The following is a 17,111-nucleotide window of genomic DNA, read 5'->3' on the forward strand; positions in this document are numbered from 1 at the left end:
ACGTGAGCAGCCTCGGCGGGAGCCAGTTCAAGCAGGAGGGCCCCGCACGGGGCCGCCCTCGCAGCGAAGCCGTGGAGCGTGCCATCGTCGAGGGCGTCGTGAAGCTCCTGGAGGAGGGCGTACCGCTCGCGGAACTGTCCATCGAGCGCATCGCCCGCACCGCCGGTGTCGGCAAGGCCACCATCTACCGTCGCTGGAGCGGCAAGGAGGAGCTCTTCGTCGACGTCGTGCGCACGGCTGAGCCACCGGATCCCGAACTTCCCGGCGTGTCGATGCGCGACGACCTCGTGGCCCTCCTCGAACAGCTGCGCAGGCGTGGGCTGATGACCCGTTCCTCCGCGCTTCTGCACAACGTCCACGCCCAGATGAAGAGCAGCCCGAAGATCTGGGCGGCGTACGAGAACGCCGTCATCGGCCCCCGCCGCAGGCTCGGCCGCGAAGTCCTGCGCCGCGGTCAGGAGAACGGCGAGCTGCGCACGGACGTCGACATCGAGGTGCTGCACGACATCATCGTCGGCCCCATGCTGGTCAGGGCCGTCATGCGCCCGGACGCCGAACTCCCCGACGGCCTCGCCGAACAGATCGTCGACACACTGCTCGAAGGAGTACGGCCCGTCAGTTCGCCGCCCGCGTAACCCGCATGTGCGCGTTACGTCACAGAGCGCGCTTTCCATACCTGCGACCGGAACTGGCGGCGCCGACTTGTACGTCCTCGTGCCCGTACGGCCGTCAGGAGACGGCATGAACGGAACCGAAAATCCCCTAGGGTCTGTAGGACACGGGGGACGGACGGTGTGCACGGCAGGTAGTGAGGCGACGGTATGGCGCAGCAGGCATACGTGACGGAGACGGACAGCGACGGCTCGGGGCCCGAGTCGCGGACTCCCCGGTTCCGGCGCCTGCTCGGCCGGATGACGGCCGGCTGGCGCGGCGACCCCCGGATCTGGCGCCGGGGCCTCGTCGTGGCCGTACTCGCGCTGCTGCTGGCCCTGGTGATGGTGCTGCACTCGCGCATCCCGAACGCGATCGGCAACCTGGGCAGCCTCACGGAGACGTTCCTGCCCTGGCTGGGACTGGCCATCCCGGTGCTGCTCCTGCTGGGGCTGGTACGGAAGTCGCTGACCGCGTTGATCGCGGTGCTGGTTCCGGCGATCGTGTGGCTGAACATCTTCGGCGGCCTGCTCACCGACAAGACCGGCGCCGGCGGCGACCTCACGGTGGCCACGCACAACGTCAACGCCGACAACGCCGACCCGGCCGGCACCGCCCGTGACGTGGCCGCCTCCGGCGCCGACGTGGTGGCCCTGGAGGAGCTGACCGGCGCGGCTGTGCCGACGTACGAGGACGCGCTGGCGTCGACGTACAAGTACCACTCGGTGGAGGGCACCGTCGGGCTGTGGAGCAAGTACCCGCTCACCGGTGTCCAGTCCGTCGACATCAAGCTGGGCTGGACGCGTGCCATGCGCGCCACCGTGACCACGCCCGCCGGGCAGATCGCGGTGTACGTCGCCCACCTCCCGTCGGTGCGCGTGAAGCTGGAGGCCGGGTTCACCGCCCGGCAGCGCGACAAGAGCGCCGACGCGCTCGGCGAGGCCATCGCCGACGAGAAGCTGACGAAGGCCGTGCTGCTCGGCGACCTCAACGGCACGATGAACGACCGCGCGCTGAACGCCGTCACCGCCCAGATGCGCTCCACGCAGGGCGCGGCGGGCAGCGGGTTCGGGTTCAGCTGGCCGGCGTCGTTCCCGATGGCGCGGATCGACCAGATCATGGTGAAGGGCGTCGAGCCGATGAGCTCGTGGACGCTGCCGGAGACGGGGAGCGACCATCTGCCGGTGGCGGCGCGTGTGAAGGTCGACACAGCCGCTTCCTGAAAGGCCCTGTCAGAGGGGTTTCGGTGGATCGCTGCAACCGAGGCTTAACCTCGCGGAATACTGGCCCTGAGAGGCTTTGTTCCGTACATGAACTTAATGTGTACGGAACTCCGCTCCTCTTGAAAGGCTCAGGCACCTCATGCCCCTGGCCCTGCTCGCCCTCGCCGTGGGCGCCTTCGGCATCGGCACCACCGAGTTCGTGATGATGGGCCTGCTGCCCGACGTCGCGGACGACCTGAACATCTCGATCCCCACCGCCGGCCACCTCGTCTCCGCGTACGCGCTCGGCGTCGTCATCGGCGCCCCGCTGCTCGCCGCCGTCACCGCGCGCATGTCCCGGCGCACGGTGCTGATCGGGCTGATGGCCCTGTTCGTCGCGGGCAACGCGCTCTCCGCCTTCGCCCCCGACTACCACTGGCTGCTCGCCGCCCGCTTCCTCAGCGGGCTGCCGCACGGCGCCTTCTTCGGCGTCGGCGCGGTCGTGGCGACCGGGCTCGCGGCGCCGGAGCGCAAGGCGCGCGCGGTGTCGCTGATGTTCCTCGGCCTGACCGTCGCCAACATCGCGGGCGTGCCCGTGGCCACGCTGATGGGCCAGTCCCTGGGCTGGCGGTCCACGTTCCTCGGCGTCAGCGTGATCGGTGTCGCGGCCATCGTGTCCCTGGCGCTGCTCGTCCCGCGTGACGGCACGCACGCCCCCTCCGCCGGCCTGCGCGGCGAACTGGCGGCGCTGAAGTCGCTGCCCGTGTGGCTCGCGCTCGGCACCACGGTCGCCGGCTTCGGCGCGCTGTTCGCCGCGTACAGCTACATCACGCCGATGCTCACCGACTCTGCTGGGTACGCCGACTCCAGCGTGACCCTGCTGCTGGCGCTGTTCGGCGTCGGCGCCACGGCCGGCAACCTGCTCGGCGGGCGGCTCGCGGACCGCTCGATGCGGGGCACCTTGTTCGGCGGCCTGATCTCGCTGGCGGCGGTCCTGGCCCTCTTCCCGGCCCTGATGGGCACGGCGTGGAGCGCGCCCCTCGGCGTCGTCCTGCTCGGCACGGCGTCCTTCGTCACCAGCTCCCCGCTCCTGCTGATGGTCATGGAAAAGGCGTCCTCCGCCCCGTCCCTGGCCTCCTCCGCCAACCAGGCGGCCTTCAACCTGGCGAACGCCGGCGGCGCATGGATCGGCGGGCTGGCCCTCGCCGCGGGCTTCGGAGTCACCTCTCCGGCACTCGCGGGCGCGGCACTGGCGGTGCTCGGGCTGGCGGTGGCGGGGGCGGCGTACGTCGTCGACCGGCGCCGGGATCCGCAGGCCGGGCGCGAACGGCTGGTTGCGGGGCATGTGCCGGAGCGGTCGGAGACCGTGCACTTCTGATCGGCACGGGCCTTGCTTTCGGCGCCGGTCGGGCCATCTCGGCCCGTCCGGCGCTTTGGGGCGAGGCCGTTCGGCGCTTTGGGGCGAGGCCGCGCGGCCGTTCGGGGCGAAGCGGGGGACACCGAGTGGCCGACAGTCCGCGAGCGTCGGCCCCACGCGCGGGATGGAGCCTTACGAGGCCAATCGCTCAGGTGTGTTGCGGCCGGAGTCGGTCGGTTCAACGCCACGTTCGGGCTCGCTGATCTCGGCCCACACCGCATCGAGGGAGAGGCCGAGGACGTCGGCGATCGCCGCGATGGTCGGGAAGGCGGGGGTGGCCACGCGGCCCGACTCGATCTTCCGGAGGGTCTCCGGCGAGACACATGCGTCGAGCGCGACACGGAGCATCGAGCGCTCCCCCCTGGCCCGACGGAGAAGGGCGCCGAGGCGCTGTCCGCGTTCGACCTCTGCGGGAGTGAGCGGCAACCTGACCATGACTCCGATTCTAGTACCGGTATAGTTTGGCCGGGATAGTTATTGGTTGCATGAGAAGGGCGCCGCATGATCGAGATCCTGAACCCCACCCTGCTGGCCCGGGCAAAAGACACGGGCGCCCTGGTCGCCGACATCCTTCAGACGCTGAAGAGCCGTAGCGCGACGGGCACGAACCTTCTGGATATCGACCGGTGGACCAAGGCCATGATCGTCGAGGCCGGCGCGCAGTCCTGCTACGTCGACTACGAACCGTCCTTCGGACGCGGCCCGTTCGGCCACTACATCTGCACGGCTGTCAACGACGCCGTGCTCCACGGACGGCCGTACGACTACCCGCTCGCCGACGGCGATCTGCTGACCCTCGACCTCGCCGTCTCCCGAGGCGGAGTCGCCGCGGACGCTGCCATCAGCTTCATCGTGGGCGACGCAAAGCCCCCGGAGAGCGTCGCGATGATCAGCGCAACCGAACGCGCGCTGGCCGCAGGGATCGCCGCTGCCGGGCCCGGAGCTCGCATCGGCGACCTCTCCCACGCGATCGGCACGGTCCTCAGCGAGGCGGGGTACCCGATCAACACCGAGTTCGGAGGTCATGGCATCGGATCAACGATGCACCAGGACCCGCACATCGCGAACACCGGACGGCCCGGCCGTGGCTACAAACTGCGCCCCGGCCTGCTGCTGGCACTGGAGCCGTGGGTCATGGCGGACACCGCTCAACTCGTCACCGATGCCGACGGATGGACGCTCCGAAGTGCGACAGGCTGCCGGACGGCACACAGCGAGCACACGATCGCCATCACCGACGACGGAGCCGAAATCCTCACGTTGCCGAAGGGGGCGCAGCCGTGAGGTCGTCCCCGATCAGTACGTCTAGTCCTCTAGTCCTCTAGCCCTCGGAATCGGGGTCCCTCTCGGGGATGTCGTCGTACAGCGTGATCCTCCAGGAGAGGTCCTGGCGTCCGGCGGTGTCGGCAGGGTGCAACTCGCTGGAGATGTCGATGCCGAGCCCGAGTTCTGCCGCGGACTCCAGAGCACGCTTGACGTCGTCCAGCGAAGAGGTCCACATCAGCTTGATCGGGTTCGGTTCGGCCACGTCCGTCACGTGTCCTCCACGCCTCATCGAGCGGGCAAACCCATCTGACCTGCGCTTACAGCACCGGCAGCGACTTCCGCAGCTCGAACGCCGTCACCTCGGAGCGGTACTCCTCCCACTCCTGCCGTTTGTTGCGGATGAAGTGTTGCGGCCCAGGAGCGACCTCGCTCGATCGACGTCAGCGCAGCGTTGGTGGGCGGCTGAGCGGTCGTCGTTGGTCGCCGTGGGCTGCCGTTCGACGGCCCACGGACGGCCCCGCTCATGCGCAACGGCAGATTTACAGCGGGCTGGCCATGTTGCCCCTGACCAAGTGATTCGGCCCCTCAATGCTTGCTTGGGGGACACCTGGGGGGAAGTGCTCCCCCGACTCGCCACGCCGTGGCGCGCCACTCGGGCTCTCAGACCCGAGAGTGGGCCTAACCACCCCACGCCCCACAGGTGCCGACCGCAGCCACTCCGCAACTGCCCCTAGCGTCCGTGAAGCGTTTCGCGGAGCACTTGAGATGCACCACCTGGACTGGAGCTATGTGGCGTGGCGGACCGTCAGTCGTTTTACGGTCCGGCCTGGGGCTCGCAGGTAGGCGCCAGCCACCGTAACGCGACAGGCATTGCATTGCCATGCCGCGAGTGCCCTACGATGCAGGGAATCCCTTGCAAGTCTTAAGAGACAAGGAAGGGCCCGACGCTGCTGGAACAGCGCCAGGCCCCAAGAGGGTGCAGATCACGAGCCCGGCCGATCAATTCGCGGTCGGGCTCACTGCTGGGCCCTCCGGCCGGTTCGCGCAGTCCCGCCTAAGACGAGAAGCACTGCACCACTTCCCTGATGACCAAGGCGATCACTGGCACCCAGTCGGCCACCGCCTGCCGAAAAGCCAGGCGACTTGCACACCGCGTGCAGTGACCATCTGGAGAAGACTCCTCGGCCACTACATCCCTCCCTTCGATCCCACAGGGGTACCTGAGCGGGCTCAGGTGTTCGCCTCCCATCGAGGCGAACGGCTTTGGTGGGACTTCTGGGAGGAACTGGGCCCAAGCATAGGCGCGTTGAACCAAGACACTTGCGCACTCCACGCTGCGACAGAGGCGCCAACCAACGCGACGTTTGCTAAAATAACCGCCCGCACGACGCATCTACGGGTGCGTTAGGGTGGGGCTGACCTGGGGCGATCTACCGTAGCCGCGTGGGCATGGCATTGCAATGCCTAAAGGATGAGGCTAGCCCTTCTGCCAGGTCGCACGCATGATCCCGCGCGCCAGCGCTTGCCCCTCCACAGGTCCAGCGCGAAGGCTGGCCTTGATGGCGACACATGAGTGAGCCACGACGCCAGATTGCCATCGCAGTGCCGCTCCAGACTTGCAGCACACATCAAACTTTTACCTCTCCATGACCCGGAGTTCGGGCTCCGCTGACCTCGGCACGAGTCAGGATCGCTTCTAGCCCCGCAGCTCGGACAGAGCCGGTTCGGGCATCAATTGAGCCCTCAGTTACGGGCCGGTAGTGGAGTCGCCGTCAGTGCACGGGCACGGGCGGAACTTCCACCTCGGCCCCGCTATTGCCAGCGCCTTGCACACGCCACTTGCCGCTCCCGAGTGGAACAGAGCGCGCCCGAATCTGCATCGCAAGCGCATCGGGCCAAAGTGTCTGCTCTGACCAAGTCAAATCCACAAAATCTGCGTCGCGCAGGTCCGCGTCGCGCAGGTCCGCGCCGGTCAGATTCGCGCCGGTCAGATTCGCGCTGGTCAGATTCGCGCCGGTCAGGTCCGCGCGGAACAGGTTCGCCTTGTTCAAGTGTGCGCCGGTCAGGTCCGCGCGAATCAGGTTCGCGCGAATCAGGTTCGCGCTGATCAGGTCCGTGCCGGTCAGCTTCGCGCCGGGCAGGTCCGCGCCGTACCAGTGCGCGCGGGTTAGGTTCGTGTCGCGCAGGTCCGCGTTGCGCAATTCCGCGCCGGTCAGGTTCGCGCGGGTCAGGTTCGCGCGGGTCAGGTTCGCGCCGGTCAGGCCCGCGTCGTACAGGTTCGCGCCGGTCAGGTCCGCGCCGGTCAGATCCGCGTCGTACAGGTTCGCGCCGGTCAGGTCCGCGTTGTACAGCTTCGCGCCGGTCAGGTCCGCGCCGGTCAGTTTCGCGTTGTTCAAGTGCGCGCCGGTCAGGTCCGCGCCGGTCAGGTTCGCGCGGGTCAGGTTCGCGCCGGTCAGTTCCGCCGCGGTCAGGTCCGCACCGCGCCAGTTCTTCCCCGCCCACGGCGCTTGTTGGGCTCCGGCGGCGAGCAGGACGCAGCGCCACCAGCGGGAGGCGCGGATGTGCAGCCACGGCCGGGAGGGGCGGGCGGCCAGCGCGAGGCGGCCAAGCGGGGTGTCAGGGTGCGTCTTCACGGACCTCTCCCGGGCCGGGGGCGGGCAGGGATGCGCGAGGCGCGGACGTTCGCGGCACGGACTCAGGGAGTGGTGTGGGGTCGGAGCGGGGGGCGACCTCGACGCCGGAGAGTAGGCCGCGGAGCGTTGCGGGGGCGCCGACGCCGAAGATGAAGGCTGGCCAGGGGCCGCTGATCTGGTCATGTGCGGCGGCCGCGACTGCGGCGCCCAGCAAGGCCCCGGCGGCCAGCACGAATAGCCGCGGTCCCAGCTCCCCGGCCGGCTCCCCGTCGTCGTTCTTCTTCCTCCAGGGCCAGGAGTACCCGGACGACACCACGGCCGTCGTGAAGGACAGCACCGAGGCCGCTCCTCCGCCGGCCAAGCCCCAGAGGGCCGCCTGCCACCACGTCATACAAGCACGGTAGCCAGCTGACCCGGCCGTGCGGGAGGAAAGCCGGAAACGGGGACACCGGCTGCGCAAGAATCGCGGTCGTGGCACCAACCTCATGCGACAGCACACCTAGTCCAGGAAACCGAGCGCCGTGTGCGGACGGCAGAACGTGAACGCTGGCACCTGCTGCCGCAGCGCATCGAGCGCCTCCGCCCGGCTCGCCGGGCGGCCACCCAGCAGTCGCCGGCGTGTACCGAGTCCACATTCCGCCGGTTCAAGCCGTATTGAAGCAGCCACTCAGGCGGTGGCGACTTCCGCGCCTCAAGCTGGCGCCGCTCCGCTTCCCGGCGTTCCTCGTCCTCGATCCACCGGTCGATCTGCGCCAGCCCCGATGTCGCCTGCTGTACAAGTACGCGCCGCGCGACGTGCAGGAGTTCCAGTCGGGACGGCAGATCTTCGTTCACATGTTCGAGTCTAGATCCGCTCGGCGCTTAGCGCCCGCGGTCCGGATCGCCCGGGGATCCCAGCGGTACATCCGCCTGTACGTGACCATGGCCTCCCACTCGCGCTCGTAGAACGGGATCCATGCGTCCATCACTACCCGGCCCTCGGTGCGCCCGTTGTGGCGGCACCACAGTTCGGCCCGGTGCCAGCGACCCCCGGCGCGCACCTCGATGTCGCGGCGCGGCCGGAACGTGGTTCAGTCGCCGTCGAAGCAGTCGCTCATCTCGCCGACGTCGATCCGGTGGGCGTCGCCCTCGTGCCATTCGATCTCGGCCGCGGCGAGGGCTCCCCGCGCCCACCGGTTGGCCAGCCGCATGTGGTCCGGGTGCCAGTAGACCCATGCCATGCGAATCCTGCGCGAGGGATCCGGCAGGCACTGGGTGTTGACGATGGTGGGCACGGCGCGACCTTCCGGGAGGTCGCGAACCTCCAGGAGCTCCGTCCGCTCGCGCCGTCCGTCCCATTGCAGCTCGATAAAGAGCCCGGTGAGGTCGGTAACCGTCTAGCGCCAGCCCGGCGCCTTGTCCGGCACTGGCACAGGAGCCTCTTCCACATCACGTAATTCGCTCACATGTTTGAAATTGGCGACTTGGGACCCGTCTGGCTAGGTGATCCCGTTAGACGCGGCAGTCGATCGCATCTGACGTGGGAAGCTGGAATCGGAGAGGCGCCGCAGGGAAGACATCGGCAAGGTCGAGGAAGGGGAAGGCCACGTGCCGCAGGCCAGTCCGAGAGGTACGCACTTGCAGGTTTCTGAAGCTCTGAGCCAGAAGATCAAGAAGGGCGAGATCACTGAGGCGCTGCCATCTCAAGCCACGCTCATGAGTACTTACGGCGTGAGCCGCAGCACCATCGAGCGGGCGCTAAGCGCACTCAAGGCTGATGGTGTGATCGAGTCAGTCCAGGGCGCCGGCTGGTTCGTGGCGGGGACCGGTGACCGCCGTCCCCTGGTCGAGAGGGTGACAGACCTGTTGCGCGCCGACGGCGTCAAGGTTGGCGACCGCTTCCCGACCGAGAAGGAACTGTGCGACCTGTTCGGCGCATCACGGACCGCCGTCCGCTCTGCCATCGCACAGCAGAGGGCATCTTGCGGAGGGCCTGCGCGGCTGCCGAGGTGGACCCAGACGGAATCAAGCTTCTGCGCTTTGGGGACCACGCAGTGTTCCGCATCAACGGAGGCCGGATCGTCTCACGCGTGGGCCGTAGTCCCGACCGGTTGCCGTCCATCCGTCGGGAGGTGTCCGTGGCGGGATGGCTCGCCGCTGAGGGATACCCGGCGGCCCGGCTCGTCACGGGAGCGGAACAGCCCATCGTCGTCGACGGCCACCCTGTGACCTTCTGGGAAGGGTTGGCCGACGGCGACACTTACGCAAGTACTGGCGAAATGGGCACTCTTCTGCGGCGACTCCATGAACTGGAGCCGCCCCCCTTTTCGTTGCCCCCGCTTCGGCCTTTCGACAAGGTCACACAGCGTTTGAAGCGTGCAGTGATCTCGGACACGACCCGCGCCTATCTCAGCTCGATGGCGGACCAGTTGGCGGCTGAGTACGGCCGTCTCAGGTTCGTGCTCCCCGCAGGGCACTTGCACGGAGACTTCAACATCGGGAACGTCCTGCGTGACACGGCAGGCCGCCCTAAGATCATTGACCTGGACGGGTTCGTCACGGGCCCGCGTGAGTGGGATCTGATGCAGACGGCCATGTACTACGACAGCTTCCGGTTGGCGCACAGGGGCCGAGTACGCCGATTTCGTCGCTGGCTACGGCTTCGACGTCCGGGAGTGGTCGGGGTACGCCGTCCTGCGGGGCATTCGCGAACTCCTCATGGTCACGTGGCTTTCGCAGAACGCCGGCGCGAGCCCGCGCGCCGCTGAGGAAGTTGAGAAGCGGGTGGAGAGCCTGCGCTCAGGCGGCTCGCGCCGAGACTGGGCGCCGTTCTAGGTTCCCGATGGCTGATCACCCAGACTCCAGAAACGGCATCGAGATGCACAGGGCGTCTCCGCCCACTCTGTCACGCACTGCAATAGGTGTGGCACGACCTGGAACGCGAAAGGCGCAAGCGCCAGCCCGTAGCGCTAATCTCCTAGATCTGTCGGGGAATCGCCTGTTCTCTTGCGGAATTTCTCCTGAGCTTCTCGTAGAGCCTGACCCGCTTGCTGCTGACGACGCAGTGCCCGCCCCACACTAAACGCCCCGGCGCTTAAGATGGTATTGGCGGCTATAGCCGCCAATACCCAAGCTGACGTTGCATCAGAGCTACGCAGCCCTGATGCGAGGATAACAGCAATTAGCGCCACAAGAATTGTTACCAGGGTGCCAATCCAAGCAGCTGCGATTTGGACCGCTCGAATCGCTAGGTCGTGACGCTCTTTCTGGGCGCGGATTAGGGAATCCCGAGCGGCTGCTTCAGGATCCATAGGTGCTCACCCCTGTTGCTACGGAAGACAGTAATATCAGAAGGCCAACGGCGTCAGCCGCGATCACGTAGAGCCATCCCTTCATTCGCCCATGGCCGTCGTAGCAAAGGAATCGAAACCCGAACGGAATAAACATTCCACCCAGCCCCAACACCACTAATGCGGCGAAGACTTGTGGAGTGCCGAGGGGTCTGTCCTGCTGCGCAGCGGCCAACATGAACAGGAAGAACGTTGATATGGCAGTCACGATCCAGTCGATCCAGAAGACCGCATCATCCATGGTGAGAGCATGTCTCTTACCCGCCGGGGGCTCCCTGGATACCAACTTGAACCAGGTTTGCGTGCCCGAGACGACAAGAGCCAGCAACAGTGTAAGAAGCCACGCAGGCATGAAGTCCCCCGGTCCGCTCACGGACATCAGCACGCCCATCATCGCGCTAGCGGCGACTGAATGGCAGAGGCACGGGTGATTGGATCCAGCAGCGGGGCCCGAGCGCCTCAAGGATCTCTTCGACGCTGCCAGGGGTCGTGAGCGCTCGACTTGACCACCCAGGTGCTCAGTCCGAGGGTGGCCAGGCAGTTTGCTGCCAGAGGCGGAAGCCGCTGGCCTGTTCTATGAAGTCGCGGAACTCCGCTGCCCGCTGCATGCCAGGAGTGACGCGCCCCTGGAACTCTCGTACGTACTGCACACAGCGCGCGGACTTCAGGCTCTCACCAAGTTGCAGGGCTTTTAGGGCGATGTCGAAGCCGCGGCTGATCTCCCCTTGGGCGATGTAGGACTCAGCCTGAACCATGGTCGCGAAGAAGTCGCTTCGGTTGTTGAGGCCGTCGCCGATGATGGACCCCGCGCCACGCTCCGTGGCTTCGACGGATCGTCCCAGGTCACGGAAGCAGTGACCGAACTCGGCAGCAAGCTCCACTTCGTCGAAGTACGCGATCCATGGCGGGTCGCTGTCGGTGGTGCGGAGGCCGAGCTGTCGCTCTGCTTCCGCAAGCGCCAGGTCACAGCCGCGATCGTCGCCCATGCGGGCAAGCGCCCTGGCTTTCATAGCCCTGAACTGAGCCGCCAGGGTAGGCGTGAGGCTCGCCGCCGGCCCCATACTCGCCGCGCGCGCCAGTGTGGCGGCTTCACGGTAGTTGCCGACAAAGGTCGCTTGGTGGCTCATCGCGGAGAGGATGCTGCTCCCCAAGAGCCTGTCACCTGCGGCTTGCCCCATCCGTAGGGCATGCACGCCCTGAGGCACTTCTACGCCTCGGTTCTGCTGGACGCCGGCGAGAACATCAAGGCACTGAGCAACTACCTCGGACACAACGATCCGGGGTTCACGCTCCGCGTCTACACGCACCTCATGCCGAGCAGCGACGCACGGGCCCGGAAGGCCGTGGACAGCCTGTACGAGGGCACCGATCCGGCGCACGACGGCCCAGGGACGGCCCAGGGACGGCCCAGGAGGAGTGAGACGCCACGGGGCCGACGGTCCGCGACCGTCGGCCCCACTCGTCGAATGAGCAGGAAACCCGCTCTGACCTGTGTCTACAGCACCGGCAGCGACTTCCGCAGCTCGAACGCCGTCACCTCGGACCGGTACTCCTCCCACTCCTGCCGCTTGTTGCGGATAAAGAAGTCGAAGACGTGCTCGCCCAGGGTGTCGGCGACCAGGTCGCTGCGCTCCATCAGGGACAGCGCCTCGCCGAGGTTCTGCGGCAGCGGCTCGATGCCCATCGCGCGGCGCTCGGCGTCGGAGAGGGCCCAGACGTCGTCCTCGGCGCCGGGCGGCAGCTCGTAGCCCTCCTCGATGCCCTTGAGGCCGGCGGCGAGCAGGACGGCGTACGCCAGGTACGGGTTCGCGCCGGTGTCGAGTGAGCGGACCTCGACTCGCGCCGAGCCCGTCTTGCCGGGCTTGTACATCGGGACGCGAACCAGGGCCGAGCGGTTGTTGTGGCCCCAGCAGATGTAGGAGGGAGCCTCGCCGCCGGCGCCGGCGGTGCGCTCGGAGCCGCCCCAGATGCGCTTGTACGAGTTCACCCACTGGTTGGTCACCGCGGCGATCTCCGCGGCGTGCTTCAGCAGGCCCGCGATGAAGGAGCGGCCGACCTTGGAGAGCTGGTACTCGGAGCCGGACTCGTAGAACGCGTTGCGGTCGCCCTCGAAGAGGGAGAGGTGCGTGTGCATGCCCGAGCCGGGGTGCTCGGAGAACGGCTTCGGCATGAAGGTCGCCTGGACCCCCTGCTCCAGCGCCACCTGCTTCATGACCAGGCGGAACGTCATGATGTTGTCGGCCGTGGAGAGCGCGTCCGCGTAGCGGAGGTCGATCTCCTGCTGGCCCGGGGCGCCCTCGTGGTGCGAGAACTCGACCGAGATGCCCATCGACTCCAGCATCGTGATCGCCTGACGGCGGAAGTCCTGGCCGACGTGGGTGGGCGTGTGGTCGAAGTAGCCCGAGTTGTCGGCGGGGGTCGGCCGCGAGCCGTCCAGCGGCTTGTCCTTCAGCAGGAAGAACTCGATCTCGGGGTGCGTGTAGAAGGTGAAGCCCAGGTCGGAGGTCTTGGACAGGGCCCGCTTGAGGACATACCTCGGGTCGGCGAAGGACGGGGAGCCGTCCGGCATGAGGATGTCGCAGAACATGCGGGCCGTACCGGGGGCCTCGGCGCGCCAGGGCAGGACCTGGAAGGTCGACGGGTCCGGCTTGGCGATCATGTCGGACTCGTACACCCGGGCGAAGCCCTCGATCGCGGAGCCGTCGAAACCGATGCCCTCGTCGAAGGCCTGCTCCAGCTCGGCCGGGGCCACCGCGACGGACTTGAGGAAGCCCAGCACGTCCGTGAACCACAGGCGTACGAAACGGATGTCGCGCTCCTCCAATGTACGGAGCACGAACTCCTGCTGCTTGTCCATCTTCCGCTTCCCCATCCTTGCTGGTCAGGCCGCCTGTCCTCTGCACCGTGGGAGGCGGTCGGGCACCTGAGCATCACACCACAACACCATTTCATGCGCGTTGCCGACCATGATCGCCCCGCCGACCTCGGCGTGAACGCCTCCGATCCGGGAGGTGTACTGCTCAGTGCCCATAGTGCCTGCTCGCACCGACATCCGTAACGCCCGGCCGTACTGGAAGCCGCCATTACTGTGATCGCCCTACGAATTGCCCCTCCTCCCCCATTACGATCAGCTGACCCGACCCTTTCCCCAGAAGGACACACCCCATGGGCTCCGCCAAGAAGAGCAACTCCGCTGAGCGCAAGGCGCGAATAGAGGAGATGCGGCGCGCCGAGCGTGCCCGCGAGCGCCGCAATCGCATCCTCACCATCGCGGCCAGCGCGGTGGTCGTCGCCGGTCTCGTCGTCGGCGGTGTTGTGCTCATGCAGTCGCAGTCCGACGACGACGCCGCCACGGCGAGCGACTCCAGCACCGGGAAGTTCGTCACGGGCGCGGACGGCGTGAAGACCTGGGAGGGCAAGCTGACCCAGACCCACGTCACCAAGACCGTGAAGTACCCGGTGGAGCCCCCGGTCGGCGGCGACCACAACCAGGTGTGGATGAACTGCAACGGGGACGTCTACACCGAGGAGATCAACAACATGAACGCCGTGCACTCGCTGGAGCACGGCGCGGTCTGGGTGACGTACACCAGCAAGGCGGCCAAGAAGGACGTGGACGCGCTGGCGGCGAAGGTGAAGCAGACGCCGTACTCGCTGATGAGTCCGGACGAGAAGCAGAAGGACCCGATCATGCTCACGGCGTGGGGGCATCAGCGCACGGTGACGAGTGCGGACGACCCGAATGTCGGCAAGTTCTTCGAGAAGTACGTCCAGGGTGAGCAGACGCCCGAGCCGGGTGCCGCCTGCACGGGTGGGCTGTCGAAGTGAAACGGTCGCAGGCCGGCTGGATCGGCGGGACCGCGGCTGCCGTGCTCGTCGCCGCGGGCGCGATCACCTACGCGGTCGCCGAGGACGGCAACTCCGGTGTCGAGCCGCCGGCCGCCGACTCCGCGGATGCCGGGTTCGCGCGTGACATGGCCGTACATCACCAGCAGGCCGTGGAGATGTCGTACATCGTGCGCGACCGCACCGACGACACGGAGGTACGGCGGCTCGCGTACGACGTCGCGCAGACGCAGGCCAATCAGCGCGGCATGCTGCTGGGCTGGCTGACCCTGTGGGCGTTGCCGAAGGTGTCGGCGGACGGGCCGATGACCTGGATGGACATGGGCGGCATGGCCTCAGGCGAGGACGGCGCGCTGATGCCGGGCATGGCGACCAACTCCGACCTGGAGAAGCTGGGGAAGCTCAACGGCAAGCAGGCCGAGATCTTCTATCTGCAGCTGATGACGGACCATCACAAGGGCGGCATCCATATGGCCGAGGGGTGTGTGGAGCGCTGCTCGGTCGGGGTGGAGAAGGATCTCGCGCAGGGCATGGTCGACGCGCAGGAGTCGGAGATCCAGCTGATGGCGGATCTGCTCAAGGAGCGGGGCGCGAAGGCGCGTTGACGCAAGGCTTCGGGGGACGTATGCCTCAAATCCCCTGTGTATACGGTTCCTTGGGGGCTTCTTGGGTTACCCATTCCCCCCGGATTCCCCTGGCATGAACGGTTCATCGCGAGAGTGGCCACCGTCGAGTGATCACTCGCGACGAACCGCATCCAGGGGGTTCCATGAGATCCAACCGCGCCAAGGCGCGCGCCGTGGCGGGCATGGCGGCGACACTGCCGATGCTCGCCGGGGCGCTGGCCTTCGGCATACCCGCGGCGCACGCCGCGGACAACCCGGTCCGGGACCTGCTCGCGGGCACCAAACCCGCGTGGGCCACGACCAAGGCCGACAAGGGGGCCGCGTCGGACAGTTCCGCGGTCTCCGCCCGGGTCTATCTCGCCGGCCGGGACGCCACCGGTCTGGCCGCGTACGCCAAGGCCGTGTCGGACCCGGACTCGGCCTCGTACGGCAAGTACCTGAGCGCCGATCAGACGCAGGCCCGGTTCGGTGCGACCGCGGCCCAGATCGCCGCCGTCAAGGCGTGGCTGAAGTCCGCGGGGCTCGCGGTCACCGGTGTCACACAGCACTACGTCTCCGTGACCGGTGAGGTGGCCGCCGCCGAGAAGGCGTTCGGCACCCAGCTGCACAAGTACACCAAGGGCGCGAAGACCTACCGCGCGCCCGCCAAGACTGCGTCCGCGCCGGACAGCCTCAACGGTGCCGTCCTGACCGTCACCGGCCTGGACAACGCCCCGCACCGGGCGAGCCACGACGACCAGTTGCCCGGGCCGTCCACCGTGTTCAAGAACGCGGGGCCGTTCTCCTCGTACTACGGCTCCAAGGTCGCGACCACGCTGCCGGACGCGTACGGCACGAAAATCCCGTACGCCGTCAAGGGCTACACGGGCAAGCAGCTGCGCGCCGCGTACGGCGCGGGCCAGCACACGGGCAAGGGAGTGCGGGTCGCCATCACCGACGCGTACGCCTCGCCGACGATCGCCCACGACGCGGCCACCTACGCGGCGAAGCACGGCGACGCCGCCTGGAAGACCGGCCAGTTGAGTCAGGTGCTGCCCAAGAAGTACACGCACACCGGTGCCGACGAGTGCGACGCCGCCGGCTGGTACGGCGAGGAGACCCTCGACGTCGAGGCCGTGCACGCGGTGGCGCCGGACGCGCACGTCACCTACGTGGGCGGCGCGTCCTGCATGGACGACGATCTGCTCGACTCGATCAGCACGATCGTCGACAACCACCTGGCCGACATCGTCTCCAACTCCTGGGGCGACATCGAGGCCAACCAGACGCCGGATCTCGCGGCCGCCTACGACCAGGTGTTCCAGTTCGGCGCGGTCGAGGGCATCGGCTTCTACTTCTCCTCCGGCGACAACGGCGACGAGGTCGCCCACACCGGTACGAAGCAGGTCGACACTCCGGCCAACTCGGCGTGGGTGACGGCTGTCGGCGGTACGTCGCTGGCGGTCGGCAAGGGCGACACGTACCAGTGGGAGACCGGCTGGGGCACCCAGAAGGCGCTGCTGTCGGACGACGGCAAGAGCTGGGTCGACTTCCCGGGCGCGTACACCTCGGGCGCGGGCGGCGGCACCAGCAGGACGGTCACCGAGCCCTTCTACCAGAAGGGTGTCGTCCCGGACGCACTCGCCCAGGCCAACAGCGCCTCCGGCAACCGCGTCGTCCCGGACATCTCGGCCATCGCCGACCCGAACACCGGGTTCCTCGTCGGCCAGACGCAGACCTTCCCCGACGGCTCGCCGCAGTACAGCGAGTACCGGATCGGCGGCACCTCGCTCGCCGCGCCGGTGATCGCGGCGGTGCAGGCGCTGGCGCAGGAGGCGCGCGGCGGGAAGGCGATCGGTTTCGCCAACCCGGCGATCTACGCCAAGTACGGCTCGACGGCGTACCACGACGTCACGGACGCCCCCACGGGCTCCGGACTCGCCGTGGCCCGCGTCGACTTCGTCAACGGCTATGACGCGAGCGGCGGCCTGGCCACGTCCGTGCGCACCCTCGGCGACGACAGCTCGCTGAAGGCGGTCAAGGGGTACGACGACGTGACGGGCGTGGGGTCGCCCGCGCGGGGATACGTGGAGTCGTACGGCCGACGCTGAAGTGATCGGCCCAGGTGATGCCGTACGCCCGCTCCCGGTTCTCCGGGGGCG

The 17,111-nt window shown here is 67.7% G+C and carries 18 protein-coding genes and 2 pseudogenes; 10 read left to right on the plus strand and 10 right to left on the minus strand.

From position 1 onward, the window contains the following. Positions 1-2 precede the first annotated feature (2 nt). The 3 genes from KCH87_RS16655 (at position 3) to KCH87_RS16665 (ending at position 3,231) form a co-directional block, all read left to right on the plus strand. A complete protein-coding gene (locus KCH87_RS16655; RefSeq protein WP_210586874.1) occupies positions 3-635 on the plus strand; it encodes a TetR/AcrR family transcriptional regulator in 633 nt (210 codons plus the stop codon). A 276-nt stretch (positions 636-911) separates the two neighbouring features. After that, positions 912-1,874: an endonuclease/exonuclease/phosphatase family protein gene (locus tag KCH87_RS16660; RefSeq protein ID WP_374199005.1), complete on the plus strand. Its 963-nt coding sequence runs from the start codon at positions 912-914 to the stop codon at positions 1,872-1,874. A 139-nt stretch (positions 1,875-2,013) separates the two neighbouring features. Continuing rightward, the gene (locus tag KCH87_RS16665; RefSeq protein WP_210586876.1) at positions 2,014-3,231 is read left to right on the plus strand and encodes an MFS transporter; all 1,218 of its coding nucleotides are present in this window, start codon (positions 2,014-2,016) and stop codon (positions 3,229-3,231) included. 171 nt (positions 3,232-3,402) lie between these two features. Here KCH87_RS16665 and KCH87_RS16670 read toward each other — a convergent pair whose 3' ends face one another. Next, positions 3,403-3,705, minus strand: a complete 303-nt coding sequence (locus tag KCH87_RS16670) for a helix-turn-helix domain-containing protein (RefSeq protein ID WP_210586877.1) — start codon at positions 3,703-3,705, stop codon at positions 3,403-3,405. A 66-nt stretch (positions 3,706-3,771) separates the two neighbouring features. Here KCH87_RS16670 and map point away from each other — a divergent pair, with 66 nt between their 5' ends. Further along, positions 3,772-4,554: a type I methionyl aminopeptidase gene (gene map / locus KCH87_RS16675; protein WP_210586878.1), complete on the plus strand. Its 783-nt coding sequence runs from the start codon at positions 3,772-3,774 to the stop codon at positions 4,552-4,554. Positions 4,555-4,591: 37 nt separating this feature from the next. Here map and KCH87_RS16680 read toward each other — a convergent pair whose 3' ends face one another. The 6 genes and pseudogenes from KCH87_RS16680 to KCH87_RS16695 form a co-directional block, all read right to left on the minus strand. Next, on the minus strand, positions 4,592-4,807 hold the full coding sequence (locus KCH87_RS16680) for a hypothetical protein (RefSeq protein WP_210586879.1): 216 nt from the start codon (positions 4,805-4,807) through the stop codon (positions 4,592-4,594). Between the two features lie 46 nt (positions 4,808-4,853). Further along, positions 4,854-4,940: pseudogene (locus KCH87_RS50755) on the minus strand (glutamine synthetase); the annotation flags it as partial. A gap of 1,368 nt (positions 4,941-6,308) precedes the next feature. Continuing rightward, a complete protein-coding gene (locus KCH87_RS16685; RefSeq protein ID WP_210586880.1) occupies positions 6,309-7,169 on the minus strand; it encodes a pentapeptide repeat-containing protein in 861 nt (286 codons plus the stop codon). Further along, complete coding sequence (locus KCH87_RS16690) at positions 7,153-7,560, minus strand: hypothetical protein (RefSeq protein WP_210586881.1); 408 nt, start codon at positions 7,558-7,560, stop codon at positions 7,153-7,155. Before KCH87_RS16690 ends, KCH87_RS16685 begins: the two co-directional genes overlap by 17 nt. Positions 7,561-7,668: 108 nt before the next feature. Continuing rightward, the gene (locus KCH87_RS50415; protein ID WP_308298841.1) at positions 7,669-7,836 is read right to left on the minus strand and encodes a DUF6233 domain-containing protein; all 168 of its coding nucleotides are present in this window, start codon (positions 7,834-7,836) and stop codon (positions 7,669-7,671) included. A gap of 403 nt (positions 7,837-8,239) precedes the next feature. Further along, positions 8,240-8,443 carry a hypothetical protein gene (locus KCH87_RS16695; RefSeq protein WP_210586882.1) on the minus strand — a complete coding sequence of 68 codons (204 nt, stop codon included), beginning with the start codon at positions 8,441-8,443 and terminating at the stop codon, positions 8,240-8,242. 313 nt (positions 8,444-8,756) lie between these two features. Between KCH87_RS16695 and KCH87_RS49080 the strand changes: the two genes are divergently transcribed. Beyond that, entirely contained in the window at positions 8,757-9,377 is a 621-nt protein-coding gene (locus KCH87_RS49080; protein WP_308298842.1) for a GntR family transcriptional regulator, read from the plus strand. Beyond that, positions 9,260-9,916 (plus strand): phosphotransferase enzyme family protein, encoded by a 657-nt coding sequence (locus KCH87_RS16705; RefSeq protein ID WP_247196308.1) that lies wholly within the window; start codon positions 9,260-9,262, stop codon positions 9,914-9,916. Before KCH87_RS49080 ends, KCH87_RS16705 begins: the two co-directional genes overlap by 118 nt. A 532-nt stretch (positions 9,917-10,448) precedes the next feature. On the opposite strand, the gene KCH87_RS16710 is transcribed toward KCH87_RS16705, so the two are convergent. Together KCH87_RS16710 and KCH87_RS16715 are read right to left on the minus strand one after the other, a co-directional pair. Further along, positions 10,449-10,739: a hypothetical protein gene (locus KCH87_RS16710; protein WP_210586883.1), complete on the minus strand. Its 291-nt coding sequence runs from the start codon at positions 10,737-10,739 to the stop codon at positions 10,449-10,451. A 277-nt stretch (positions 10,740-11,016) separates the two neighbouring features. Then, positions 11,017-11,625 (minus strand): hypothetical protein, encoded by a 609-nt coding sequence (locus KCH87_RS16715; protein ID WP_247196309.1) that lies wholly within the window; start codon positions 11,623-11,625, stop codon positions 11,017-11,019. A 57-nt stretch (positions 11,626-11,682) separates the two neighbouring features. Here KCH87_RS16715 and KCH87_RS16720 point away from each other — a divergent pair. Continuing rightward, positions 11,683-11,898 (plus strand): annotated as a pseudogene (locus KCH87_RS16720) (tyrosine-type recombinase/integrase); the annotation flags it as partial. A gap of 95 nt (positions 11,899-11,993) precedes the next feature. Here KCH87_RS16720 and KCH87_RS16725 read toward each other — a convergent pair. Then, entirely contained in the window at positions 11,994-13,355 is a 1,362-nt protein-coding gene (locus KCH87_RS16725) for a glutamine synthetase family protein (RefSeq protein WP_210586884.1), read from the minus strand. Positions 13,356-13,663: 308 nt separating this feature from the next. Between KCH87_RS16725 and KCH87_RS16730 the strand changes: the two genes are divergently transcribed. From KCH87_RS16730 to KCH87_RS16740, 3 genes are all read left to right on the plus strand, one after another. Continuing rightward, complete coding sequence (locus KCH87_RS16730; RefSeq protein ID WP_210586885.1) at positions 13,664-14,326, plus strand: DUF3105 domain-containing protein; 663 nt, start codon at positions 13,664-13,666, stop codon at positions 14,324-14,326. Next, the gene (locus tag KCH87_RS16735; protein ID WP_210586886.1) at positions 14,323-14,949 is read left to right on the plus strand and encodes a DUF305 domain-containing protein; all 627 of its coding nucleotides are present in this window, start codon (positions 14,323-14,325) and stop codon (positions 14,947-14,949) included. The genes KCH87_RS16730 and KCH87_RS16735 overlap by 4 nt, the downstream gene beginning before the upstream one ends. Before the next feature lie 164 nt (positions 14,950-15,113). Beyond that, a complete protein-coding gene (locus tag KCH87_RS16740; RefSeq protein WP_210586887.1) occupies positions 15,114-17,060 on the plus strand; it encodes a protease pro-enzyme activation domain-containing protein in 1,947 nt (648 codons plus the stop codon). The last annotated feature ends 51 nt before the right edge of the window (positions 17,061-17,111 follow it).

Origin of the sequence: Streptomyces sp. GESEQ-35, from assembly GCF_017948485.1 — a bacterium.
GTDB lineage: Bacteria > Actinomycetota > Actinomycetes > Streptomycetales > Streptomycetaceae > Streptomyces.